Below are 26,076 nucleotides of genomic sequence, written 5' to 3'. Positions count from 1 at the left end.
AAAATTACTGAGGAAGTTACAGCTAAAGTGACTGAAGAATTAACAAAACAAAATATGGAATTCTTCGCTGCGGTGGCTAAACAAAGTCAGGATAATTTCGATAGAATCAATAAGCGATTAGAGGAACGTGACGAAAAGTTAATGAGTACTATACGATTAATTCAAGAACAAAAAAGTGCTAATGCTCAGCGACAAGAGAATACTGAACAAAAAGGCGGCTTTTTCTCTAAGCTTTTTGGAAAAAAATAAAAAGGCTATCATTTGATAGCCTTTTTATTTTGCTTATTCTTAATATCATTTCAAAAGCTTAGTTCATTGATTATCAATATGATTCATTCACAGCTATTGTTTTAAACTTATAATAATCATAGAACTTAGGTTTATTTTGCTATACAAAGAGTTTTCTAATTCTATTTCTTCCAATCTGTGAACTACCCGCCACTTAACGTCCTAATGGACTGTTTGAAGTGGTGGCTTCTCGGTTAGTCGTTACTTTTGATAGCTAACGAATTTGTCCTAAGACAACCGAGCTAACCCCCTCGTTCCAAGGGTTATTTTATTGCTATCTATGCCAACGCTAATAGGCGTATTGCTTCATTTTTGATATTGATAGCTGCGTTATAATCTCTATCAAGATTTACACCACATATACAAGAATATACTCGCTCAGACAATGACATGTTTTTCACATTTCCACAACTGCTACATGTTTTTGTGGAAGGAAACCATTTGTCTATTTTCATAAGTTGTTTGCCTTGTTCGTGTAGTTTATAAGCTAAAAAAGAAGTGAACATACCCCAAGCATTATCAGCGACGCTTTTTCCAAAATGAAGTGCTTGCGACATGCCTTTCATATTTAGATCTTCAATAGCTACAACATCAAAATGAGTAGCTAACTCTTTAGACTTATGATGAAGGAAGTTCTTACGTTGGTTCGCTACTTTTTCATGTAACTTAGCTACACGGATACGTTGTTTATTCCAACGAATAGAACCTTTTGTTCTTCTTGATAATACTCGTTGTGCCTTTGCTAATCGGTCTAACATTTCACGATAGAACTTAGGATAATTGGCTCTCTCATCCTCAGAACTAACGTATAATCGATCCATCGCAAAGTCTAATCCAACAACTGTTTCTACTTCATTTTGTACAATCTCTTTTTCGTATTCAGTCAAGATAGACACATAGTATTTACCAGTAGGTGTCATAGAAATCGTACATGACTTGATTACATGGTCTTGTGGTATTTCTCTATGCTGCTTGATACGTACCATTTTCAGTTTTGGCAATTTAATATGACCGTTAAGCAACATAATATTCCCGTTCACTACATTCGTTGTATAAGACTTTCTGTCTTTTTTGCTTTTGAATGTTGGGAAGTCATTTTGACCACGAAAGAAATTCTTATAGGCAGTTTGCAAGTTTAGTTGAGCATTTGCCAGTGCTAATGAATCAACTTCTTTTAACCACTCAAATTCTGCTTTGTATTTCGCAGGAGTGGGAAGCTTTTGTTTCTTTAGTTGTTCCTTATCATCTTTGTGTTTTTCATACGCTTCTTTCCGTTCGGCTAACATTCTGTTATACACGAAACGTACACAACCGAAGGTTTTACGCATAAGATGTGCTTGGTCTCCTGTTGGATACAAACGGAATTTATATGCTTTATTATGCTTTGTCATATCATTTCACCTCACTTTTCACTTTGATTTTCAATATATTTTTTTACTACGTCTATTGATGAACCACCAGTAGTTAGTAAGCAAAAACCTCTTGACCAAAACATCTCTTTCAATAGTTTCATACTACTTAATTAGTAGTATGAAACTATTTTTATATTAATCATAAAAAAAACAGTTTATTCTTATTCAAAACTTACACCTTCACTCGATCACTCAACCATTCGCTAATCATTCATTCTAAAATAGTAATATGATTGACCGGTGATTAATTGACTGATTACAATTAGGTTTAATGCAATGAAATCAACCGTTCAATCACCACTCAACCTACATACGAAAATAACAGTATTTACACACAAGTGACTGGTGATTAGTTGGGTGATTTAAGGTGTGAATAATGAAAAATGTGCCATTAATGCGCTTTATCGATGATATTTTGTTAATTGAGCGACAATCAGGCGGTTGATCAGAGGCTGTTTAAGTTGTTCTTACTTATTGTGAATTGACTTTTGATTGAGCGGCGCTCAACGAGGTGTTTGAGTGGTGGTTATTTATACATAGTCATTTAGCAAAGGTCATACTTTTGAAAAAATCACCTTGCAACCATGGGAAAAACTATATATGATGTAGTTACTTTATATTTTTGTATTTTTTTAGATACAAATTTATTAATAATAAAATATTTATATAATAAAAAATAAAATATAAAAAAGCAAAAAAAGGTTCATCAGCCCAATGAAATAGCGCCAACTACTTCATTGTGGTACACCGCACAAAAATCCCAAAAGAAATTTTCAATCGACCGCGGTAAACAAAGCCAATAAACCTTTTTATTTTGCATGAAATTATAAGATAATTTTACTGTATCTTATGTATTTGTGCAACTTAAAAAGGGGATTTCTTGCGTAATTTTAGGCATTGTTTACCGTTGTTATACAAGTATTACTCTTTTAAGAGAGTAGTATTTTTGTATCCGTGGTATGACAGTGCCTTTTTCTGCTCTTTCGAAAGGAGTTAGCAACATTATGCATACGCAAATGGCTTTTTCCCAACAGAACTTTAAAGTTCATGGGGTTAAATTTTTTGATGGACTATTAAACATCGTAAAACTAGAAAATGAAAGAAAAGAGTTACCATCTTCAGCTTTAGCTACTTACATCTTGCTTCACTTTGAATGCAATGATATAGGAATGCTACCACGTGAATTTCAAATAATGGATCTTGCTAAGAAAAGTGGGATTCCCTACACAACAATTTATACAGGGTTTCAAGTTTGTTTGGAGCGTAGACTCGTAAAAGAAACACCTGTTGGAAATCGTACTGTATATGAAATTGTAGATTATGCGTTGTATAACCACACTACTGCAGAAACTGCAAAGATGACAGGCATATCGCTATCGTATTTCCGTATTCCATTTCACCTAATTCAAACAACGATAATGAGTAGTCTAGTAAAGGCTCGTGATAATAGAGGGATTATATTCCTTTTAGATTTAATCAATACTTTTTCAAGAAAAGTAGGTATGGAACATTATAAACATAAAATTGAGGAGTTTCAGATTACAAGAAAGATGTCTTCCTTAAAAAGGAGATTAAATCGTAATGCAAAGAAAGTAAGACACTACATAGAAATTATTAACCCCATCGTGCAATTTACTGCAATCGATTCTAAAGAGAAGAAATCTAATGAAACAAGAATTACTAGTGCAAGGAAACAGGTAAAACAAATCATCATTGAGAAGTTCAACGTTGTATTTTCTTCAAACTGCGTAATTGAGAATGATAAAAAAGAATTACATAGACCAGTAGCGAAGTGCAGAAAAGAAGCGGTGTCTCGTTTGAAACATATGGGACAGGCGTTACGTAAAAAAGATAAAGAAAATATAATGACTGCATTTAGACAAGAAATTGTTGATATCGCAATCTATTTACCGACGAAACAAAAACAAAGTGAATTATTAATTTACGCAATGACTTATGCATTAGATCAAGTGGAAAGTTGTTTGAAAGAGCAAGAAATATTCTCTATTCCAGCATTTATGCGTGTAAAGTTTAGAGAGTCCTGGATAGGTTTTAAGGAAAAAAACTTGTCTACAGGGAAAAAACACGATGCAATGATAAATTATCATAAGAAGAATGGTGTTTATCCGGAATTTATGTGATTTTAAAAAAATATATATGGAAACCCTTGTTAAAAAGTTACTTAAAAGCAAGGGTTATTTGGCATGTTCTTTAATTTGAAGACATGCTTTTTTATTTAGGAAAATATATCTATTAGCATTTTTACGGAAGCATATAATTGATTTACGTTATGTTTGGTTACGACTCGGTATGTTCATAATTCGATTCAATACTTGTGGTTATCTTAGTAATATGATTCTAACCTTGTGAATTCTTAGTAATATGGTATTTAACTTCTTAATTTGTGATTTCTATGATGTAGAGCTTGTATGTAATGGGGATATTACGATAGTGAATTTAGCTTAATATCCAGGAACGTATGTAATACAAGGCTTTAGAGGTGTTTGCTGAATCTCTTTATAATTAATGATTGAGTTTAGTTATATATATTTCTTGTTGTTTTTATATAAAATACTTGGATTATTTATATTTAATTACTTGTATTTTTTTAAATTAAATACATAGAAAAATAGAAAGAAGGAATAAATATAAGTTTACAAGGAGGTAATTAATCTATTGACTTTTAAAATTCATAGAGGTATTCTTATACGTGAACTACAATTAACTAAGAGAAATATACAAATTAATAGATTTAATTTCTAGCTAAACGGACACACCGAAGGCACATAACCTGCCATCGGTGTGTCTTTTTTTTGTATAAATAACAATAAAAAGGGAGAATTTGAAGCTATGAACGAAATTGTGAACATGAGTAAAGAACGATTTACAAAGTATTGTGAGGAGAATGCAGCATTTGAAGAGGATATTAGTCGCATTATTAATCACTACTTTTTATTACTAGGGAATAAGGCAAATATCTTACAGGAAAGAGAATTTAATAACGAAATTGAAGAAAAAACGTTTAAAAATAATGTGAAACGTTTTGAAACTCTATTCCCTGCAGCTGTTAAAAATGCATTTTTAAAAGGATATCAATTATGCCTTGAGTTTATAAATCATCCTGAAACGCAAATTCCTGAGAATCTATATACTGATCCGAATTTTATAAAAGATATTCCTTTTGCCTTAGCAAATGCATCTGAATATGAATTGTACGAAATCATTCGTACAGATGAAACACAGGAATTTAGTGTATTTGCTATACGAACATATGAAGGGATTCGTCCATTGTTAGAACAAGTATTTTGCGAAGTTGCATTCACTGGTGCTGAATATGCTTTTGAACATGAGCGAATGGAAAAAGGAATTGAATTAAAGAAAGGTAATAGTACCTCGTTAACCAAAGTTCCTGTAGATCGTCTTTTCGCGATTACGCCTTCTGTTAATGGAGTTGTTGTACATGCGGAAGAACATTGCGAGATTTGGAATTTAAATTGGAATAGCAAAGTAACAATTAATGATCCTTTTATTGAGCTTGCTGAGGTTACGTTTATTCATCAAACAAAAGATATGATTCAAAAAAATATTGAAGATGGTGTTTTATACTACAGCATTCTTTATCTTGGTACACCTTTACATGAGATACAAGATCGATTAGAAATACGAGTAAAGCTAAATTCTGATTTTGGAGCTCCACGTACAATGGAACAAGTTGAAATTGAGTATATTTTGAATGAGATTATTGGGAAGGTTCATCTTGAGGCACAAATTCCAATTGAAAACATGATTTTAATCCAACGTTAGATTTTGTAGGAGGTTAACTATGGTGAAAAAAATCGTTTTAGCTATTAGTGATACTGTATATACGGCATATTTACGTGAGGATTTTATTGGTGCGGGATTTGAAGTAGCTGATAGTGATGTGATGCATATCAAGTATCTAGATGAAATTCTAGATACAGAACAGCCCGATATTCTATGTATTAATGACAAACGATTAAATATTGATGCGGGACATGAAGAGAAACGTGAATTGATTATCTTACAGAAACTAAGAGATATTCGCTTTAATCGAGATATTCGTATTGTGGTATTTACAGAGCGTGAAAATGATGATGAGTTTTTGGCGAAACTGATTTATCTAGGTATCTATGACATTTTTAACTCTCGTAGAATTGATATTGATAATAAAGTTATCCCGCAGCTGCTACAGGAGTCGGATATTAAAAATGTAGCAGAAATTGTAGGCGCAAGTCAGGCACCACAACAAACAAAGTTACCCGAAGTTCCTGTTGATGAGGAAGAAGAGGAAGTATCAAGTGAATTAGAGGAAGGTGGCAACAATGAAGCTTCCTCTAACTCCAAGAAACTATTTAAAAACAATCAAAAGCGTAAGTCTGTTCCAGGTGAGTCACAAAAAGCACCTATTATAAAAAAACAATATAAATTGGCTTTTGAGCCGGTATATGAAAAACAAATAGGTATTGCTATTCCGAGAAGAACAATTGTTGTGGCCAGCATGAACAAAAGAAGTGGTGCAACTTTTGTTTCACATCTTTTAGCTGCTTACTTAAATGAACTACAGATTGATGTGAACTATATAGAGAATCTATATGATGATGGATATACGTATCCTTTATTAAAGGGATATACAGAAGCACCAGAAAACTATCGTAGTGAATTTATGTTACAGCGATATAAGGAGATGCTACAGAAGGAATCTGATATATTATCAATTCCAAAATGGAAGCAAGGAAGAATAAATTATATCGTAAAGAATCCTATAGTGGACCAAGAGCTGAAAAACGAAACAGAGCAGGACTTTGACCATTTTATTAAGGTATTATTGGCTAACCAAGAAGCGCCTATATCTATTATTGATGCGGGGTACGATTGGGATAAAGATTTATACCATGAAATATGTGAAATGGCAGATTTTATTTTCTTTGTAGCAGAACCAGATCTGCATCAATTGTTAAAGATAGCGCATCCTCTTACACAAAAGGAGAGAAAACTTGTTTCTTACTTAGTTTTAGAGAAAACGAGAATTATTGGGAATAAGTTTTCTACTGCACTTTTAAAGCATGAAGTAGTAGAAGAATGTTTTGGCGATAAGGTATTAACTGCTTTAGCACCATATGAGATAGAGGATGTATTTGAATCTCAATTAAAAAGTAGTACGTTACTATCTAGTCGGAACTATTATAAAGAGCTTGAAGGAATAATGAAGGAAATAGCAGAGTTATTACTGCCAAACCAATTGTTGAATCAAAAGAAAAGTTCCATTTTAAGTGGATTTCGATTTCGGAAGTCTGAAAATTAAGGAGGGGTGAAGAAAGATGCAAAAATTTATTATAGGGGCCGCCTCAATATTATTATTTGTTGGCTGTTTATTCTTAATGACAGATATGATTATTGGAGATACAACACACACAGATAATAAGTCTGCATCAGAACGCGCTGGAAGTACAGCAATGGATAAAGCCGTAAAAGTAGGTGTTTTACGAGCGCAAGAAGAAATTGCTATTGAACCAGGTATCGCAAAGAAAGAATTTGAAAAGTCTTATAAACAAAATGCAACATTTAAGGATCCTGCATCAAAACGAGAGTTTTCTGTACATGCTGTACAAGAGCAACCTGCAATGATTGCGGTTGAAGGAGAAGCGGAAGCTGCTAGTTATACGAAACAATTTGATGAAAAGAAAGGTAACATTAAGAGTAACGCAAGACACATATTTATTTATGAAGCAGATTCTGACAACAAGAAAGCTGGAGGAAACGTGAAATAAATAAGAAAAAGTAGGTGTGTAAGAAATGCAAAATACAGTAACAACAGCGCTTTTTCTAACGCTTTCTTTATTATTGATAACTCTTATACCAGAAGGTGTACTGTATGGAATGCAGTTAGTAAAAGCACATGATTTTGCTTCTAGTACAGTAGAGTTAGCAGAACAAACAGGTGGTTTTCAGTACACATATGAAGGAAAAAACGTAAATCTAATTCCTGATATAGAGAAGAAAATGAAAGAGCAGAATATGGATGGATGGAAATATGAATATACTAAAGGGCGCGTGGATCATAATCAGCCGTTAAATTTTAAGATAAAAGCTGAACATCACTTCTTTATTTTTAAAATGATAGGGATTGATAGTGTGAAAGCACCAATATGGGCTAACAAAGATGGAATGGGACAAATCTATTTCCGTTGAGAATATCAATATATATAAAGAGTTAAAAACTATACTGAAAAGTGTAGTTTTTTTACTAGAAATAAATATTTATAAATAAATATATAAAAATACTTTACAAGCCTATTTTTATATGGTAATATTTTCCATATAGAACAGCGGTTATAAAAAAACGCTAATTTATAAATTTATATGTTAAAGTATCTGGATTTTATATTTAAATTCGATACAATAAAGGAATCTATTAAAAAACTAATATACTTGGAGGAACAAACAATGGCTAACAAATTTTTAAAAACAGCAACAGCATTAACAATTATGGGTACATCATTACTAGGAGCAGGAGCATTTACTGCTAAGGCTGATAACACAGACTCATTAAAATTCAGTGATGTTCCAGCAAATCACTGGTCTACAAAAGCAATTTATGATTTAACAAATCGTAAAGTAGTACAAGGATACGGAAATAATATCTTTGGTTTTGGTGACAATGTAACTCGTGGGCAAGTTGCTCGTATGATTTATATGTACGTTAAACCAGCAGATGCAGATGCTAGCTTCAAAAATCCATTTACAGATATTAGAGGACACATGTTTGAAAAAGAAATTAGAGCACTTGCTAAAGCAGGTCTAGTAAATGGTTATGGTGAAGGGAAATTCGGTCCAGATGATGTCTTAACTCGTGAACAAATGGCGCAAGTACTTACAAATGCTTTCAAGTTCAAAGCTACTAAGACAACTTCCTTTACTGATGTTGATAAAAACTCATGGGCATTAAAAGCAATTAGTGCATTAGAAGAAAATGGCGTTACTATTGGTACAGGAGGTAAAATGTATTCACCATATGCACATGTAACTCGTGAACAATATAGCCAGTTCTTATATAACTCTATTAATGCAGTAGAAAAAGAGAATAAACCAGAAGTGAAGCCAGATCCAAAACCTGAAACAAAACCAGAAGAAAAACCAGAAGTGAAGCCACCATCAAGTATAGATAAAGGTTTAGTTACAGAGGAAGTTACGTATAATCCAAACGCTATGAAAAACCCGATTGCTCAAAAATCCATTTCTACAGAAGCGCAAAATCTTATTAAGAGTGTGAATAGTAAATATGGTACTAACCTTAAGTATGCAGATATAAATGGAACAATTAGACTGGTTGATAAAAATATGTACTTACCAGCAGGTACAATTGGTGCACAAGTTTATATTGATGCGGTAAGTGAAAATGATTTTAAAATTATTTTCCTAGATAATAACGAAGCAACTATTGAGTTAGCTAAAAAGTGGACTACTATGTTAAATTCAGATTTAGTTCTAGATAAAGAAATTCAGGAAACTGTAGATGCTCAAGAAATTAATAACTATGAAAAAGGAAATTATAAAGTTCGTGTAGGGCACTCTACAGCTGATCATATGATGTACATTCAAGTGCGTGTATAATATTATTGCATTTTAAAGCTACATTTGATACATTTAAAGATGTAATATAATAATTAACTAATATACAATTTATTTACGTAAAGGACACACCTTACGTACCTACCAAGGTACGGGTGTGTCCTTTTTTTATGTTAAAAGGAGTGAGGTTATGAGACTGCGAAAAAATATACTATTAACGTGTGTTTCAGTGATGTTGGTATGGCCATCAGTAGCAAGTGCAAATAATGGGGATATTCCATTTTATAATGGGAATGAAGACACGTCTTTAAAATCACCTGAATTACAATTGAATGGGAAGCTACTTAGACCAGGAAGTGGTTATAAAACAAAAGAGTTCGATTATAAAGCGGATTTACATTTTCCTGCTGTTTATAATGGTTCTTTTAATTGGGGGAATTCAAGGGAAAACCTTATCCAAAATGAAGACCATTCAGAACCTTATGTGCGTATATCAACTGAAGGCTACATTAACCCTTCAGTTGTAGTGGGAGATAGAATGGTAACCGAAATAGAGAGAATTACAAACGATATAATTGCAAGTAAATATTGGGGTAACCCTGAATTCGTTTTAAGAAACTTAATTCCACATAGGATTAAAAATGGGTTTTCAGATAAATCTTATGGAGAGTTCTATTGGATTAGAGACATTGCTTATCTTTCTGGCGGATATGCAGGGGCTGGTGGTGTAAATGACGTGAATAGGTATAGCTTGTGGTATGTACGCACAAGTAAACCTCAAATAAAAGATTTTAAAGCTACGAGTGGGAAAAAAGATATACCCGTAAAATTTACATTTAACGGTTTTGAATATGTAAGTAAAAATAAAGGATACAATGACCGAGATCCTAATGGAACAACAATAAACCCTTATCAAAAAGCTGCCGGAGAACGGAACCGAGTTAAATGGATGTTAGATATTACAAAAGATGGCGAAACCGTGTATCATCAAGAAAATTATCTGCGTTCAACTCCGCAAAAAGATAATCAAAAACCAAATGAAGGTGATGCAGGGCAATTTAAGTCAGAAGAACTAAAGTGGCAGCCACAAATGTGTGGCCGATATACTGCGAAAATTAAAGCCATTGATGCTGTTCAAAGGGAATCAAATGAGAAAACTGTTGATTTCACCATAAATGGTAACTGTGGTACAGAAGTAACCCCTAATCCAGATCCAGGTGATGAAGATGATTTTAAATATAAAATCGATTTCTCTGCTGACCGAATTGAAGGAGAAACAGCAAGAGAAGGAAAGAATATAAAAACAAGAATAGATGTATCACGTGATAATTTTAAACCCGAACGTGACCAATATAGAGCAAAGGTAAATAACAATATTAATAAGTCCGAGCAAGCGGTAAATAGTTCTGAATCCGATAGAGATAGTGCGCAATCTAGTCTTAGTTATTGCCGTCGTAATCCAATTCATGAGGTAGATGCAGAAGGAAACCATCACTATTACGATAGAGACTGCTCTTGGGAAGAAAATAGATTGGATAGTGCAGCAAGTAGGTTAGATACAGCAAGGCAGAAGTTAGAAAAAGAGAAAAATAAAATTAAAAAGTTAGATGCGCTAGAAGCGAAGTATGCAAATCCTGAAACGGTAGTCGTGCTCAAGCATAACGGACAACAAGTAGCAACACAAAAGGTAAGGTTAACTGAGGGAGAAAAGAAAACCTTGAACCTTGGCTGGCAACATAAGGGGAAAGGAACAATTCAGGCAGAAATTAACCCTGCTGGTAACCGATTAGATATAGAAGAAACCACATACAAAAATAATCCTATTAAAACAGCTATCTATTCACCATCTCATGAAAAAGGAATGTGCGGAGTAACGAGTGTAAAAGGTGTGGTAGAAACAGTAAGTGAACGTGTGTCAAAAGAGGACACAGTGGGAGAAATGTTCTATGAAACATTAAGTGGAAGTATTGATAATTTAGAACCATCTAAGCTCCATGCGGGGTATGGTTTTTCTTATGAAGTTAATGGGAAATACAAAAATGATTGGAATACCAATTATCCAGGTGTATTTACAAAAGCAACGGCACAGTATCCATTTGCAGATGAAGGACTAAAAACAGCTTATGATTTAGAGAGTGTTTCTAATAATGGCTTAACATCTAAATTCCTACCTAAAAATATGTATTTGTCTGAAGTAACAGGACATGTCTTTGATAGTAAAAGACCAACTAAGTCTTTATATTGGGATGGTAAGGAAAAAATTATTGATGGCCAACGAAAATGGTATGCGCCATTAAAAACAAAAGATGGAAAATATTCGTTCAATGTTGAAACAAACCCAGCAGGTGTGAATGAAATGAGTTTGTGCCTGACAGATGAAGTGGAAATTAAAGGTGTTGCGTACGATGATTTTAAAAAGAGAAGGGTGCTTGCGGATCTTCCATTCCCTGTGCAAACACCAGGTTGGAATTGGGTTGGAAAGGAAAATATTATTACTGATTTATCAAATTGGTACTATATGAAGAATAGAAATTAGATAAATAGTATTGTATAATGACTTGAATCGACAAAAGTATATAATCCTTCTTGAACTAGTAGCTGAATGGATAAACCAAAGGCACACCCCTTAATGGGGTGTGCCTTTTTTCATAGAAAGGGGAATTTTGAGTGGATAAAAAGAAAAAGCAGCGTGTGAGACGAGTGATTTTTATTGGAGTAATCGCAATGATAGTATCAATATATGTTGGAAATGAATTTCAAGATCGAAATGGGACAAGTTATGCTCCTGCAAAGTATTTTGAAACAGGAACAAAATTGATTTCGTTTTAATAATAATGTCTTTTTTATCAACTATCGCGGATAAATCTGCATGACATGTACAATAGTTGATGTTATAATAAGTGTAGAAGTATTATAACAATAGTTTTTGCATAAACTAAAGAAGACGAGATGCTCCAACATCTCGCCTTATGTAACTGTTACCGCAAGGTGGCTAGTTGCTAAAAAGTTTATTTTTTCTTAGAACCGCCCTTCACACGCTTGAACTGAACCCAAAAAGTTAGACGTATATTTGTTTGACTTGAAAATGTTTTAGATCATATAAAAAGTATACTATTATAAAAGATAGTTGTGGATTGAAAAGGTGTTTTCTATATCTGAGAATACCTTTTTTTATTTATAATTCAACAATACGTTTCCGAATATCAGCTACTATGCTAGTTGGATTATCAATCTCAAAAAAAACATACCTATACTTTTCATGCCCTTCTAGTTCAATCATTACAAGTGGCACTCTGTTTTCATAAGAAAGAAAATACCACTCATCTCTATACTTAAAACTACCTTCAAAAATATTAAGTGCCGAAATTGAAGTTCCAGGCATTCTGAGCATCCATTGAGGGGCATCAAAATAGTCAACATATACACTTTTAACAGTATCGTAAGGAATTTTCAATTTTAATTTTAATGCAAATAAACCTGTTATCCCAGTTAACTTTAGGGTCATGTCTTCGGTATTAAATTCAATTTCTCTTCCCATATGTCTCCCCCTATTTCCATTAAATCTAGCCTTATCCTATAAATTATATCATTCATAAGATAACGGTAGTTGTAGTTTCTGGATGTAAGTTTTATTTACGTCCATTTACCAAGAAAAGCTTTCCAAAATAGAGAAATACATTTGAATCCATAATATTTAAGCAGCTAATAAGGATTGAATTCTGTATTGTACAGGGGGCAATCCTTTTAATTTTGTTTTAATTCTTTTATGGTTATAGTAATGAATATAATTTTCTAATTCTATTTTAAAGTGTTCCATACTTTCAAATTCTTTAAGGTAAAGTAATTCAGACTTTAATAAGCCAAAGAAATTTTCTATGACTGCATTATCTAAGCAATTTCCCTTACGGGACATACTTTGAATTATATTATGTTCTTTTAAAGTATGCTGGTATTTGTCCATTTGATAGTGCCACCCCTGATCTGAATGCAGAATAAGAGTATCTTCTTTATTCAAGCGTTTTAATGCTTGATCTAACATCCTTTCAACTAAAAGGAAAGTAGGACGTTTCTCAATATTATAAGAAATAATTTCACCGTTAAACAAATCTAGAATAGGAGATAAATAGAGTTTTTCACCAAATAAGTGAACTTCAGTAACGTCTGTAACCCACTTTTCATTAGGGCGAGTGGCCTTGAAATCTCGTTTCAAGACATTAGGTGCCACTTTTCCAACTTTCCCACGATATGATCGGTATTTAGAGATTCTTACCAACGATTTTAACCCTAATTGATTCATCAAACGAAGGACAGTTTTATGATTAATCCTATAGCCCTTATTATGCAATTCTAGAGTGATACGTCTATATCCGTATCGTCCTTGATGTTCATGAAAAATCTGTTTAATTGCTTCTTTAACGTCTTTATATTTATCTTCTCGTTCCATTTGTTTCACCCAGTAATAATACGTACTACGGGCAATTTTAGCCATTCTAATCAAGTCCATAATTTTATATTCATGCCTTAACTCAAATATTATGTACGCTTTGTCTTTCTCTGTAATTTCTCTTTCTCTTGAATTAAGGCGTGTAACTTTTTTAAATAAGCATTTTCCATTCGTAAATATTCAATCTCTGATTGTAAATCGCTTTGAGAGTTCTTATCTTGTTTTTGTTTAGGCGCAATAGCTTTCTTTTTCTTCACAGTAGAATACCCCTTACTTGTCTTACGAAGAGCTTCTATTCCCTGTGACTCTAGTATTGTCCGCCATTTCCTAATAGTTTTAGGTGATGGAATATTAAACATAGCTGCAGCTTGTAGGGGCGAAGCTCCGGTATTGTTCATATAATTTAATACTTCCATTTTAAATCGAACATCGTATCTTGTAAATTTAGAATTCAAGGACTCTATCCCTTGTTTTTTAGAACGTGCCACCCATTCTTTTAGTAAAGTATAGCTCACTTGATATTTTTTGGCTGTCACTTTAAACGAATCATTTGTATTTAAATAATGTTCAACAGCATTTTTCTTTATCTCAAATGTATATTTTCTAGACATAATAAAACCGCACCTCCAATTGTTAGTAAGTGTCTAACAAATTGGGTGCGGTTCACATTGTGGGTGGTTCTTTTCGTTTTTCGTCGCTTTTTTTGTGCTTTCTTCCAAGACGTTGATAGGTATTTACCTACTCGTTTTGCAAAAAACACAGCGACTTCTCTAGCAATTACTTTTAAAATTTCAATTGCTATTATGAAAAGTATTTCCATGCGATCACCTCCTTTCTCCATAAAATGAAAGAGAAAGGATAGCAACCAACCACCCTGAAATATTCAGTTACGTTATATTAATTATACCATATTTACGGGTGGGTTAATAGCTTAAAAACCTTGATATGACAATGTTTTTAAGGGTTTTTGAGTTTTGGAATCAGAGATTTGAAATGGTAAAAATAATATTTTTTTTAGAAATGATTGACATATAACTCTATATATCATAATATTGAAATTGTAATATTAAAGAAACCAAATCCAACATTTTCATATAGACTTTAGATTAGCTAAAAGGACACACCTAAGGCGCATTATGCCATAGGTGTGTCCTTTTTTTGCGTTTAAAGGCTACATAAGGAGGAATACAAACATTGAAGCCATCTAAGTTTCAAAAGAAGCAGATTGTTGCGGTAGGTCTAGCTGCTGCAACAGTAGCGGGTATCTATGGATACAATCATTTCGCAGTAGAAAATGCTGTAAAACCAACAAAGATTGTTGTAGCCGCAAAGGATATACCTGCACATACAGAAATTAAAGAAGACATGCTAGTGGAACGAACTTTACCTGGTGATGCGATTCCCCCAAATGCATTACGTGTAAATAAAAAAGAGGTTGTAGGTAAGTGGACAAATGATGGGCAACCCATTACAGAAAATAGCTATCTCTTTAAAAACAAAGTAGTAAAGAAAGAGGAGTTACCGGACTCTGCTATTTTAAATTTGAAAGATGGAGAAGTTGCTTTCCCGTTACTCGTTGATTTAGAAACAAGTTCAGGGAATAGTATTATCCCAAACACGTATGTGGACTTGTATTTCAAACAAGTTGTGAAAGAAGGAGACAATGAGAAGGTTGTCTTTGGTGGTCTGTTCCAACGTGTACGTGTGACGGCTGCAAAAGATAGCAATACAGAAGATGCATTTGTGCTAGAAAAGAAAGAATCAAAAGAGGAACAAGAAGGAAAACAAAAGCCTAAAGTAACGCGATTATACACACTGGCTGTTTCCCCTGAACAACTTCAATACTTAAATCGTGCAAAAACACTTGGAGATGTCATTCCTGTTGCAGTTGGACAAAAGGTGGAGCAAACAGGGAAAGAATTAGAACCAGCTGAAGGATTCTCACAAATATCTGATCAAAAGAACATTTTAGACTATGTAGAGAAGCATTCGACTAATCCAATTTCTAAAAATGTAAAAGAGTATGTAGCACAGTATCTGAATGAATCTAAGTAAGAAAGGGGTTATTAAGATGGAGCGGCAAGCAAGAATCATTGCCTTTTATGCAACAAACGAAAATGTAGGGAAAAGCACATTAAGTATTGCGATGGCAAATGAATTAGCTCATTTAGGGAAAAAGGTGCTTTATGTTGAAGCAGACCAAGTAAGACCTAGCTTTGCGGTTGGAACTGGTCTTAGCCACGATAGTAAAAACATCTTAGAACTTGTAAGAAAAGAAAATGAATACAATCTCTCGCAATATATTTGTACCAAGCAAGATTTATTAGAGAGAAAAATGAATCCAAGGTTGATGCAAAAATTGCACGATAAGATGGATTTTCTAGTGTTTCCATCAGGTTATAACTTAGCTCAATTCCCAGAGATTCAAAACAAAGAACTGTTTGTAACGACATTTATAGAATCACTTGTAGATACAGAATACGATTCTATCATTCTATCAGTACCAACTGAATTATCTGAGGTTCTGAGTTATCCAATCCTATACCAATCAGACCTTGTAATTCATGTGTTAAACGGCAACCCTCGTGGTGCAATAGCAATTAAAAGAGAATTACAACTACTAGAAGAAGCAAAGCTAACATTGCCTCGTATGATTCATGTTTTAAATATGGCAGATGAGGATTATGTAGAAGATATTGAAAAGCTATCTTCCCAAAAAATTGCGGTGACAATTCCGTATGACAGGGATCGTACGAGTTATGAATGGGGGATGCAGTTTGGTTCCCCGCAAATTAATACAAAGGTCCATCACATTATGGAAGCAGCTGGTCTTGATATTCCAACCCAGCATACATCCTCTATGAAAAAGGGTCTCTTTGGTTTACGAAATTAAAAGGGAGGCAGTAGTATGTGGGGCTATTTACAGGGAAAACAAGTCGCCTTAAAGCGAAATCGAGTTGATTTATATCATTTTGGTTATATGATTCGTTCCAAATCAGCTCGAAAGTTAGGAACAACTACAGCTCAACAAATTAAAGATATCACGGATGAAATTCGTGCATTTTTAGTAAAAGACCATCGTGATATTTTAAGCGAATCTTTTATGAATAAAGAAAAGAGAGCAGCTGTAGAACAAATCATTAAAAGTTTTCTATTAAGTAATCAAGTCGTCATTTCAGATGTACCTTCTGAACAATTATTAAATATGGTATGTGATGATATTGTGGGATTTGGAATTATAGAACCTTTAAAAGAAGATCAGGATGTAACCGATATTTATATCAATGGTACAAAAGAAATTATTTACGAAAAAATTGGAGAGGGAGAGTTAACATTCCCTTACCGATTTGAGACGGAAGAAGAGGTAAAGGCTTTAGCCTATAAGATGGTAAATAGTACGTCAGAGTCATTAAATACAGCAAAACCATATGTGGACTGCGTGTTTCCCTATATCCGTATCAATATTGCTTTAGATGAACTTGGGGGACTCGGGACAACAATAACGATTCGTAAGAATGCAGATCATCTTCGTGCTTCTGAAGAGCGAATGTTATCTACTAATCAAGCGTCAAAAGAGATGTTGGACTTTTTGGCTGCAGCCGTGAAAGCCAAAATGAATATTCTAGTCGCTGGAGCAACAGGGACAGGGAAATCAGAGTTTATGAAATTTCTTGCTTCTCATATTCCGAAAGGAAAGAAAAAAGAACGTACTCTTGTAGTAGAAGATAACCCTGAATTATATTTGCATCGAATTTTTCCAGAACATCACTTTGTTCCGATGCAATGTAGGGCATCGGAAGTAGAAGAAAATGCAATTGATTTTGATAGATTGTTAACGAATGCACTACGTCAAGGACCAAAGCGATTAATTGTAGGGGAATCGAGGGGTAAAGAAGCATTAAAAATGATTAACTTTTTCCAAACAGGCCACCCTGGCTTTACCTCTGTCCATGCAAGAAGTGCCATAGAAGCAGTCAGACGTTTAATGCTCATGTGTCTGCAAAGTGGTGCGAATATTGATGCCCAGTATTTATATGAATTAATTTCACAGACATTCGATGTGATTGTCTTTTTAGAAAAGAAAGATGATGGGAATCGTTATATTACAGAGATGATTGAATTATTAGATTATCGAGGTGATATACAGTTTAATGAACTTTCTCAGTTTATCCCGACATACGAGGAACAGGATGAGATAAATGAAAGCATAGGAAAAATTCATGGACAGCACATTATTACAGGGAAAATGTCAGCTAAAATGGAGAAAAAATTCCGTTCTGCTACTTCTGTAAATCCAGCTCTTTATGCACCGTTCCTATCACAACAGGAGGTGCAGTATGCATAGTTTGTTCGCCTATGGATGTATATTATTAATCTTTATTAGTGTAGTATTACTTGTTTTACTTTTTGCAAAATCTAAAGGTTCTGCACTTTCCCAATTTGTACAAGAAAATGAGAAAGAAGAAAGGCGCTTGGAATTAAGGAATATTAAAGGCATACGAATGTATCTTCCACAATCTGTTATCCAAGAAGCCCAAAAGTACGAGTGGAAATTGACGAAAAGCATGTACTGGGTATATACGATTCTTTCGGGAATGAGTATAGCAGCAATATTCTACTTCTCATTTGGAAGAGATCCTTTTACCCTGATTTCTGCTTTATGTGGATTTTTAGTTCCGAGATTTCTTCTCTATCGAAGAAAAAAACGTTACTACTTGGTTGTCATTGACCGTCTCTCTATTTATATGAAGGCAGTAGCGAATGCGCTTCAAATTAGTAATAACGCTAAACGCGTGTTAGTACAAGTAAAGCCAATGATGCATGAGAGTATTCAAGAAGAAATAGAAAAAGTTTCTCTTTTATTAGAAGGTGGAACTACAATGCACCGTGCATTTAAAGGATTCAATGAAACTTTTAATTTTAGAGAATTGGTTTTCTTCCATGAAATGTTGGAAGTGTGTAGTCGAGAAGGCGGGGCGAATTCAGTACAAGTCTTATTAGATATTGCAGAAGATTTCGAAAAACAAAAGCTATATCTGGCAAGATTACGTTCTAGTTTGTCGCAAGCACAACGTGCGTTTGTACAGAACTGCTTAATCGTGATTGCCATGCCGATTGTGATTATGTTGATGTCAAAAGAAGCATATGGATTTTTAGCAGGTTCTATGATGGGGAAAATTGCATTAGCGGTAAATATGTTAATTGTCTTTTTCTTAGCAACCCGTGTAGAAAAGATTGCAAATTATAATCCAACAGAAAGAGGGGAATAAAGTGGCTACGATTTTAGCTTTAGTGGTATTCGTTGTCATGTACTGGGTATTCTCTACCTTTCTACAAAGTAAAAAAGACAGCGGTAGCCTACTTACAAACTATGTAGAAAATGCAAAACGAATTGAAAAAAAGAATTTAAATCAAATGATGCTTGCTCCCTTCCAGTCGTTATCACATAAGTATCTGACAGAAGAAAAGAAAGAGCAGATCCAAAAAAAATTAGAAGAAGCTGGTTTGGATACGAAACCAGAAGAATATTTGAAAATGAAGGTTGCCTATCCCATCATTTTCACCTCTGTTTTCTTGATATGTACGGTGTTTCATGATTACTACTTATTTAAAGTGGGCGTTTTAATTTCACCGCTACTTTATTTCTATCCTGATTATCTATTAAAGAGAAGAATCAAGCAGGCTATAGAAGCAAGGAAGTTCGAATTACCGGAGTATTTAATTCCTATGCTGCAGTTGTTAAAAACACATACAACATTAGAAGCAGTAAAAAAGGCGCAGATATATGCCGGGAGACATCTTCGACCGTATGTATCTACACTTACAGCGGAATTAGAAATGTATGCGGGTTCGGATCAACCATTTAGAAACTTTGCAGCAGCCTTAAATAGTCCAGAAGTAAATACCTTTACTATTGCATTGCAACAAGCACAAAAAACGGATAAGGTACAGAGTCTTCGTATTATGGATGCACAGATTAAAATGATGCGTGAGTTAAAACATGAGAACTATAACCGTCTCATTCAAAATAAGCCAATGGAAATGAATAAATTTAACGTAGCTGTTATTGGATGTATTGTAATTTATCCAATGGTTATTGTTATTCAATCCTTAATGCAAGGATTTGCAAGTATATAGAAAAACATTATTCAAAATGGAATAGGTAAAGGAGCAAAATATATGTTAACGAAAATGAAGAATTGGTTAAAAAATGAAGACTCACAATTATCATCAGAAAATGGTATGTTAATCGCCTTGGCGGTAATTATTGTGCTAGTAATTGGACCATTTGTATGGAAAGCAATCCAAGGTGGCTATGATACAATTCTAGCTCGATTCACAAAAGCATCAAGCAATGCAGATGTGAATACTTGGAACAAGAAATAAAAGTTTTAGGTTCATGATGTTTATTATGTATATAGTTCAAATAAATGAATAAGGGAGATTCAATCATGTTAGCAAAAATGAAAAATTGGTTAAAAAATGAGGATTCACAACTATCATCAGAAAACGGTATGTTAATTGCCTTGGCGGTCATTATCGTATTAGTAATTGGGCCGTTTGTATGGAAAGCAATCCAAGGTGGTTATGATACGATCCTGGCACGATTCACAAAAGCATCAAGCAATGCAGACGTAAATTCTTGGAATAAGTAATAAAAGATTTAAATAATTAAGTTCTTATTTTAGTAAATTCTTAAAATCGATATATAAAGGAGACGAAATGTAATGTTAGCAAATATGAAGAATTGGTTAAAAAATGAGGATTCACAACTATCATCAGAAAACGGTATGTTAATCGCTTTAGCGGTCATTATTGTATTAGTAATTGGGCCATTTGTATGGAAAGCAATCCAAGGCGGTTATGATACAATTCTAGCTCGATTCACAAAAGCATCAAGCAATGCGGATGTAGATTCTTGGAACAAAAAATAAATTTTAATTGAAAATAAGAGGGGGCGTGTTTTATATAGCTCCCTCCTTTTAAAATATAAGGAGGTACTATGATGAAATTCAGTAAAGTAATGATTCCTACATTAGCAACATTAGCCCTTGGCATGTCATTAATTAGTACACCTGCAAGTGCAGCAACAACAGCTGATACAAAACTAAATCAAAGTATAACAGGTGGGGAACATAATATTGCTGTTACACCAGTTAGTAACTTTAACGCGGTAACACTAAGTGGAGAAACACAAGTAACACATGCAAATCCTGGTGTACTAACAGTGACAGATGCAACTGGTTCTGGGAATGGTTGGAGAATCAATGTAAAAGCAGATCAATTTAAAGTGAGTGGAGATGCAAAGTCAAATCGGACACTTCCAAAGGGTTCCTTAGTTTTGAATAGTGGTGGTGCTGCTATAACGAAAGTTGGAGGGACAAGTTCACCAAATCCGGAGTTTAAAACGACTAACTTTATTATAGATACTGATAATCAAGTTACGATTTTAAGTGCGAAAAAAGATGAAGGTATGGGGAAATATAATGTTAGTTTCAATGATAAATCTCTAGCTTTAACGTTAAATCCACATAGTACGTATGTTGAGAATAAGGCTGGTGCTACCTCATATGAGTCAAAACTGACATATTCTATTGTAACAGGACCTTAAAAGAAATTTATCATATAGAAGGGAATCACGTATGTATGATTCTCTTCTATACATAGAAAGAAGGGGCAGAATGAAAAGCTATGTATATAAAATTTTAATTAGTATTTTGGTTGTGATTATATTCATTTTAAGTATAAGCTTAAAACCTTTTAAAGTAGTTTATGCACAAGAAAAACAAGATAGTTTACCATTTGATGTAAGCATTCATGTCCCGGATAATCAACTAGGTGATATAAAAAATTATTTTAATTTACAGGTGAAAAAGAAACAGAATCAAACAGTAAAAATGGATGTACACAATAAAGCTAATACTCCAATCAAAGTCAATGTAAAAGTCGCTAACGCTCTCACCTCTACAAACGGAGGTATTATGTATGTAACAAATCGTGAAGTCTCACAAAGTATATTAACAGATACAGATTTCTATATGGATCAGTATGTTCAAGCACCTGACGCTGTTAACTTAGAGGGGAATCAAACGAAAACTATAGAGGTACATTTAACGACACCAAATCAAGATGGAGTGTTTTTGGGTGGATTATTATTTGAGTTAGCGCACGATACCCAAGGACAGAAGCTTGAAAAGGACGGATTGAACTTTTCTGTACATAATAGCATTGAATATGCGGTAGCAATACAATTGAATAGTGAAGAGACTGAAAATTGGGTCAATAAAACGCCTCTTAAACTAAATGGCACAACTGTTGAATCTTATCCAACACAACCACAAGTCCATGCACTTATTCAAAATACAAATGCAAATATTGTAAGGGATGTAGCAGTTTACTATGAAGTTTTATCCCAGGATAACGTTCTGTTTCATGGTAATATTCCAGCATTCAATGTAGCGCCAAAATCTAAGGTAGGATTAGCAATCCCATGGAAAGCGAAAGAATATAAAGATGGAAAGTATACACTAAAAGTCACTATAAAAGAGAATGGTATACCAAAAACATATACAGAACAGATACGCATAACTGCTTCTAATGTGACAGATTATGCGGAACAAACAGGTGCAATAAAAGTGTTGCCTGGATATTCTAATCAAATATATATAATAGCCGCTGGTGTTTTCATATTAGTTATTTCAATGTTTGTATTTGTATGGTGGAGAAAGAAACATGAAAATCAGAAGGAGCAAAATAAGGCAGCATAGATAGCATAAAAATGAAATGGGGGAGGAAACAGTGAAATGGGGGAAGGTTCTTACTTCAATCATACTTTTGGGTGTATCGTGCTTAATTATTGATTCAAAAGATAACTCTATATTAGCTGATCAAATAGGAAAACAGCAAAATGGTATTCCAACACTCACTGCAAATGGAAAAGAAAATGAAGTGAAGCTAGAATGGGCGATTGATATCTTAGAGCAGGACGTCCTATGGAAAATTGATTTTAATAACCCAAAAGACGTTAATTTGATGAGTGGTTGGGGAGAGTTTTACGGTAACGGGAATCAAAGTTTACAATCTGAAGTTTTTTATCCAAATGGTACAGATACTAGCGGATACAAAGTATTTGATACAAAATCGGGAGGGAATCGAGTCTTATATCCTTATACAGTAAGAGAGAGTTCCATTGCTGTTTTTAAGCGATTAAACGTACCTAATAATGCTTATATTTCAGCAACGTTTAAAGCAAAGTCACAAGGATTAGGAAGAATTAGTTTCTATGGTGATGGAGGCTGGGAAACAGGGAGAGAATTTGACTATTATAATGCTACTGTTTTGAAAGATGTTCCAGGCGGTTCAAAAGAAATAGAAATTAGTAATATCTCTTTGTTTCCAGAGAAGGAACCGGGTACCAACATACCAGGGGATAGAAGACATATAACTTCGGATATAAACAAAGATGTGTATCAAGATTCCCCTATGATTGAAAAGGTAATACCGTATCAGGATGGTTCTGGAAAGGGAAAGGTAATATTAAATAGTCCTATTGTGACCCCGATGAAACAAGGTGATCGCCTAAAAACAAGAAAATGGGCAGCACCTATCCAATTACCAAATAATCGTACGATCACAAAGAATGATTCTAATAAAGATATAAATGGATGGTCTACGTTTAGTATGAATACTCAAGTTGCAAATAATCCGTTTTATATTACCGAGCAACGAGGTGTAACTTTTTATATGCTTGCTTATTCAGAAGGGATTACCTATGTGGATGAGTTAAAAGTGGGATATGCATCGGAAGCGGAAGTATACAGGGGAAATCAGCAAATATATAAGGGTAGACTCTCTGACTATGTAGATAAAGAAGCAAAAGATCAGGCAGTGCCAACAACACCTGAAAGCTTCCAATTTGAAAATAGAGAACTGAAAGAAACTAAAGTAACGTTTGCCCCTGCTAAAGATGAAGGGAGTACCTATCATTATAAAATTCGTGGAGTTGGCAGGAATGGCGTTTCGGATTTTTCTAAGGAAGTTCCTGCAACTGTAACAAGTGGTGTAAAGGGATATGAATATGTAGTGAATGATAAATCCGACACTTCACTTGATAAAGTGGGTGGTGTTCAGTTTACAAATCAGACTAGCATTCAGTTTCCAACTGATTATGCGAAACCACAATATGTACATATCCGTACAGTAGATAAAGCTGGGAATAAAAGTACGACGAAGCATATATCTACAACACAAAAAGGACGAGTAGACATGCTTACTGTTCCTAAAAGTGTAGAGTTTACTCCTATTCAACTAAATGGAGAAAAGCAAAATTCATTTGGTACATTAGGGAAACTCATGATACATGATAGTCGAAATCAAGCGGATGGATGGAGATTGAATATGACAATTTCTCCATTTACAGAGCCGAATATTGCAAAACAATTGCCAAAGGGTTCTTTATCCTTAAAAAATCAGGTAAGTATAACTAAAGTAAAAGGTCCAGAGACAGGGAAACCTATCATACAAATTCCAAGTACACCTATTGATACTGGGGCGGCACACACTATTATACGGGCTTCAAAAGATGTAGCAATTGGAGAATATCAAGTCGATTTTGGACAAAATGGATTACAACTGCAGTTAGATCCAGGGACAACTTATGTAGGGAAGAATCGGCAAGCTACTTATACTTCTACGGTCACCTGGTCTCTAGTGAGTGGACCGTAATAATTCATTAAAATAGGAAAAAATAAGGAGAAAAAATTATGAGTATATATGTAATAGGAATACTACTAGGATATATGGCCCTGAATGTATTTACTGATTTGAAATATAGAAAAACGAAAAATATATGGCATTTGCTATTCTTAATTGTAGGTATAGGAATCACGTATTTTGCTGGAATAAGAACAGGGAAAGAGATTGTGATTGTACTAGCTATGGCATTAGCGTGTGGTTTGTTGTTAGAGACATTTAAATTTTCTTCACCCGGTGATACAAAAATGCTTGTGGTGGTAGCTATATATGTTAGTAATTTAGTGGAAGAATCAGCAATCCTTACTGCTATTACATTAACAGCTTTCCATTTACTATTCTTTTGGATTGCTAGTGTGTATCGATTAATTAAAATTTTGGGGTTTGTGGGGGCGTTTAAAGACCAATTGGAGCATGCTGCTTCTATATTTGGGGCAAAGCTACCAAAGAAAGATATACAGCTGATACAGAGCTTTCCGGGGGCTTGTTCTATTTTATTAGGAGCAATTGTATATGTTGCTTTCACTATTTATCAAAACGGAGGTATTTTAGCTTGAATAGTAGAATCATTCATCAAAGAGAAACTTATATTTACTTCACGATATTCGCATTAGTAGGGGTACTTATTACCAATATGTTTATTAATATGGTGTTTATACTAGCGTATCCGTTACTAATTGGATTAATTGTACAGGTTGTCTTGCTTCAGAAGATAAAAAAACCGTTTTATCGGAGCGGAAAAGAATTAACGGAACAGTTAAAACTAAAAAACATATTCCTAGTAGAATCAAATATTTTAGGAGATGAAGAAGGAACAGTTTATGAGGTGCATCAAATGCCTTTTACATTCTCTAATGGATTAATTAATAAAGACAAGACTTATAAAGTGATAAAACAAGAGTATGAGAGAAAAGTAAAAGAGGATTTAACGAAAATTGCAAAATGGCAAGTTACAACAAAAGCTAGGCTTGTTACGACAACTCATTTTCGTTTATATACAATTTGGCAGAAAAATAGTACAGGCTATCAATTAAAAAAAATAGAGGATTGTATTGATCCATATGCCAAGATGAACATTATACAATGGATGATTGCTTCATTCTGTACGACTGGTCGTATTAAGTACGATAAAAAACCAAAAGAGTGGGCAAGTTATGAATGGATTACTTTAAGATAAATAAAAAAGACAGAAAAACTTCTGTCTTTTTTATTTTGGTCTTAAAATATGAAGTCAAAATGAATATATTAAATAATGTAATAGATAAAACATTCGAAGGAGTAGATTTAATTGACTGATTTACCAATGATTTTAGGAATGCTATTTTGGTTAGGATGGGCTTTATTCTGCTGTTTAGCTATTTTTGTAGCAAAAGATGAAAATAAGTACTTAAAAAGCCTCATGTTTAGTATGTTTATGACTATGTTAGTAATTAAAATGGGTGGATATTAATAGAGAATGTGTAGGGGGAATTTCCTGCCGTGGAAAATTAGTAGTTATTTATTTATCCCCTAAAAAAAGACCTCCATATAAAATGGAGGTCTTTTAAAATGACGATGAGATATGACTCAATATCTCGTGTAGGATACTTT

At 33.9% G+C, this 26,076-nt stretch carries 26 protein-coding genes and 2 pseudogenes; 23 read left to right on the top strand and 5 right to left on the bottom strand.

Annotated elements, in window-relative coordinates; all coding sequences use genetic code 11:
* Window positions 1-249 (top strand): annotated as a pseudogene (locus KI356_RS15265) (DUF3967 domain-containing protein); the annotation flags it as partial.
* A gap of 317 nt (window positions 250-566) precedes the next feature.
* Here KI356_RS15265 and KI356_RS15260 read toward each other — a convergent pair.
* Entirely contained in the window at window positions 567-1,679 is a 1,113-nt protein-coding gene (locus KI356_RS15260; RefSeq protein ID WP_000160678.1) for an RNA-guided endonuclease TnpB family protein, read from the bottom strand.
* An 11-nt stretch (window positions 1,680-1,690) separates the two neighbouring features.
* Window positions 1,691-1,798 (bottom strand): annotated as a pseudogene (locus KI356_RS15255) (transposase); the annotation flags it as partial.
* A 906-nt stretch (window positions 1,799-2,704) separates the two neighbouring features.
* On the opposite strand from KI356_RS15255, the gene KI356_RS15250 reads away from it, so the two are divergent.
* The 8 genes from KI356_RS15250 (at window position 2,705) to KI356_RS15215 (ending at window position 12,119) form a co-directional block, all read left to right on the top strand.
* Window positions 2,705-3,841, top strand: a complete 1,137-nt coding sequence (locus tag KI356_RS15250) for a hypothetical protein (RefSeq protein WP_000557422.1) — start codon at window positions 2,705-2,707, stop codon at window positions 3,839-3,841.
* Between the two features lie 709 nt (window positions 3,842-4,550).
* Window positions 4,551-5,504, top strand: a complete 954-nt coding sequence (locus KI356_RS15245) for a hypothetical protein (protein ID WP_001002940.1) — start codon at window positions 4,551-4,553, stop codon at window positions 5,502-5,504.
* Between the two features lie 19 nt (window positions 5,505-5,523).
* Window positions 5,524-7,023 carry a hypothetical protein gene (locus tag KI356_RS15240; RefSeq protein WP_000239320.1) on the top strand — a complete coding sequence of 500 codons (1,500 nt, stop codon included), beginning with the start codon at window positions 5,524-5,526 and terminating at the stop codon, window positions 7,021-7,023.
* A 16-nt stretch (window positions 7,024-7,039) separates the two neighbouring features.
* Window positions 7,040-7,489: a hypothetical protein gene (locus KI356_RS15235; protein WP_001168864.1), complete on the top strand. Its 450-nt coding sequence runs from the start codon at window positions 7,040-7,042 to the stop codon at window positions 7,487-7,489.
* A 25-nt stretch (window positions 7,490-7,514) separates the two neighbouring features.
* Complete coding sequence (locus tag KI356_RS15230; RefSeq protein WP_001181745.1) at window positions 7,515-7,910, top strand: DUF4320 family protein; 396 nt, start codon at window positions 7,515-7,517, stop codon at window positions 7,908-7,910.
* A gap of 255 nt (window positions 7,911-8,165) precedes the next feature.
* The gene (locus KI356_RS15225) at window positions 8,166-9,332 is read left to right on the top strand and encodes an S-layer homology domain-containing protein (RefSeq protein WP_212935815.1); all 1,167 of its coding nucleotides are present in this window, start codon (window positions 8,166-8,168) and stop codon (window positions 9,330-9,332) included.
* 148 nt (window positions 9,333-9,480) lie between these two features.
* Window positions 9,481-11,826, top strand: coding sequence for a hypothetical protein (locus KI356_RS15220; RefSeq protein ID WP_001239423.1), 2,346 nt, complete (start codon window positions 9,481-9,483; stop codon window positions 11,824-11,826).
* Window positions 11,827-11,957: 131 nt separating this feature from the next.
* Entirely contained in the window at window positions 11,958-12,119 is a 162-nt protein-coding gene (locus tag KI356_RS15215; RefSeq protein WP_000358423.1) for a hypothetical protein, read from the top strand.
* 346 nt (window positions 12,120-12,465) lie between these two features.
* Here the strand turns inward: KI356_RS15215 and KI356_RS15210 are convergent, their stop codons facing one another.
* The 3 genes from KI356_RS15210 to KI356_RS15200 form a co-directional block, all read right to left on the bottom strand.
* The gene (locus KI356_RS15210; protein WP_000532241.1) at window positions 12,466-12,828 is read right to left on the bottom strand and encodes a hypothetical protein; all 363 of its coding nucleotides are present in this window, start codon (window positions 12,826-12,828) and stop codon (window positions 12,466-12,468) included.
* A 156-nt stretch (window positions 12,829-12,984) separates the two neighbouring features.
* Window positions 12,985-14,345 (bottom strand): IS3 family transposase gene (locus KI356_RS15205; RefSeq protein WP_103102378.1). Its coding sequence is split into 2 segments (ribosomal slippage): window positions 12,985-13,889 and window positions 13,889-14,345, totalling 1,362 coding nucleotides; the frame shifts between segments, so codons are not numbered across the junction.
* Window positions 14,318-14,554 carry a hypothetical protein gene (locus KI356_RS15200; RefSeq protein WP_212935814.1) on the bottom strand — a complete coding sequence of 79 codons (237 nt, stop codon included), beginning with the start codon at window positions 14,552-14,554 and terminating at the stop codon, window positions 14,318-14,320. The genes KI356_RS15205 and KI356_RS15200 overlap by 28 nt, the downstream gene beginning before the upstream one ends.
* Before the next feature lie 374 nt (window positions 14,555-14,928).
* On the opposite strand from KI356_RS15200, the gene cpaB reads away from it, so the two are divergent.
* The 14 genes from cpaB (at window position 14,929) to KI356_RS15130 (ending at window position 25,936) form a co-directional block, all read left to right on the top strand.
* Window positions 14,929-15,789 carry a Flp pilus assembly protein CpaB gene (gene cpaB, locus KI356_RS15195; RefSeq protein WP_000804792.1) on the top strand — a complete coding sequence of 287 codons (861 nt, stop codon included), beginning with the start codon at window positions 14,929-14,931 and terminating at the stop codon, window positions 15,787-15,789.
* A gap of 16 nt (window positions 15,790-15,805) precedes the next feature.
* Window positions 15,806-16,627, top strand: coding sequence for a CpaE/TadZ family protein (locus tag KI356_RS15190; protein ID WP_000441033.1), 822 nt, complete (start codon window positions 15,806-15,808; stop codon window positions 16,625-16,627).
* A 15-nt stretch (window positions 16,628-16,642) separates the two neighbouring features.
* Complete coding sequence (locus KI356_RS15185) at window positions 16,643-18,079, top strand: TadA family conjugal transfer-associated ATPase (RefSeq protein ID WP_000264620.1); 1,437 nt, start codon at window positions 16,643-16,645, stop codon at window positions 18,077-18,079.
* On the top strand, window positions 18,072-19,004 hold the full coding sequence (locus KI356_RS15180) for a hypothetical protein (RefSeq protein WP_000555804.1): 933 nt from the start codon (window positions 18,072-18,074) through the stop codon (window positions 19,002-19,004). The genes KI356_RS15185 and KI356_RS15180 overlap by 8 nt, the downstream gene beginning before the upstream one ends.
* 1 nt (window position 19,005) lies before the next feature.
* Complete coding sequence (locus KI356_RS15175) at window positions 19,006-19,872, top strand: type II secretion system F family protein (protein WP_000201162.1); 867 nt, start codon at window positions 19,006-19,008, stop codon at window positions 19,870-19,872.
* A 42-nt stretch (window positions 19,873-19,914) separates the two neighbouring features.
* Window positions 19,915-20,121 carry a hypothetical protein gene (locus KI356_RS15170; RefSeq protein WP_000956356.1) on the top strand — a complete coding sequence of 69 codons (207 nt, stop codon included), beginning with the start codon at window positions 19,915-19,917 and terminating at the stop codon, window positions 20,119-20,121.
* Window positions 20,122-20,186: 65 nt separating this feature from the next.
* Complete coding sequence (locus KI356_RS15165) at window positions 20,187-20,390, top strand: hypothetical protein (RefSeq protein WP_000879955.1); 204 nt, start codon at window positions 20,187-20,189, stop codon at window positions 20,388-20,390.
* A gap of 72 nt (window positions 20,391-20,462) precedes the next feature.
* Entirely contained in the window at window positions 20,463-20,669 is a 207-nt protein-coding gene (locus KI356_RS15160; protein WP_000880715.1) for a hypothetical protein, read from the top strand.
* 71 nt (window positions 20,670-20,740) lie between these two features.
* Window positions 20,741-21,346 carry a WxL domain-containing protein gene (locus tag KI356_RS15155; protein WP_000672678.1) on the top strand — a complete coding sequence of 202 codons (606 nt, stop codon included), beginning with the start codon at window positions 20,741-20,743 and terminating at the stop codon, window positions 21,344-21,346.
* Between the two features lie 70 nt (window positions 21,347-21,416).
* The gene (locus tag KI356_RS15150) at window positions 21,417-22,502 is read left to right on the top strand and encodes a DUF916 domain-containing protein (protein ID WP_212935813.1); all 1,086 of its coding nucleotides are present in this window, start codon (window positions 21,417-21,419) and stop codon (window positions 22,500-22,502) included.
* A 31-nt stretch (window positions 22,503-22,533) separates the two neighbouring features.
* Complete coding sequence (locus tag KI356_RS15145) at window positions 22,534-24,459, top strand: WxL domain-containing protein (RefSeq protein ID WP_212935812.1); 1,926 nt, start codon at window positions 22,534-22,536, stop codon at window positions 24,457-24,459.
* Between the two features lie 38 nt (window positions 24,460-24,497).
* Window positions 24,498-25,043: a hypothetical protein gene (locus KI356_RS15140; RefSeq protein WP_000029928.1), complete on the top strand. Its 546-nt coding sequence runs from the start codon at window positions 24,498-24,500 to the stop codon at window positions 25,041-25,043.
* A complete protein-coding gene (locus KI356_RS15135) occupies window positions 25,040-25,663 on the top strand; it encodes a hypothetical protein (RefSeq protein ID WP_001088469.1) in 624 nt (207 codons plus the stop codon). The genes KI356_RS15140 and KI356_RS15135 overlap by 4 nt, the downstream gene beginning before the upstream one ends.
* Before the next feature lie 111 nt (window positions 25,664-25,774).
* Window positions 25,775-25,936, top strand: coding sequence for a hypothetical protein (locus KI356_RS15130; protein ID WP_000130909.1), 162 nt, complete (start codon window positions 25,775-25,777; stop codon window positions 25,934-25,936).
* The last annotated feature ends 140 nt before the right edge of the window (window positions 25,937-26,076 follow it).

The sequence above is a fragment of the Bacillus hominis genome (assembly GCF_018332515.1).
Classification (GTDB): Bacteria; Bacillota; Bacilli; order Bacillales; family Bacillaceae_G; genus Bacillus_A; species Bacillus_A hominis.
The sequence above is the reverse complement of the archived record's forward strand: the minus strand, read 5'-3'. Positions and strand labels throughout refer to the sequence as shown.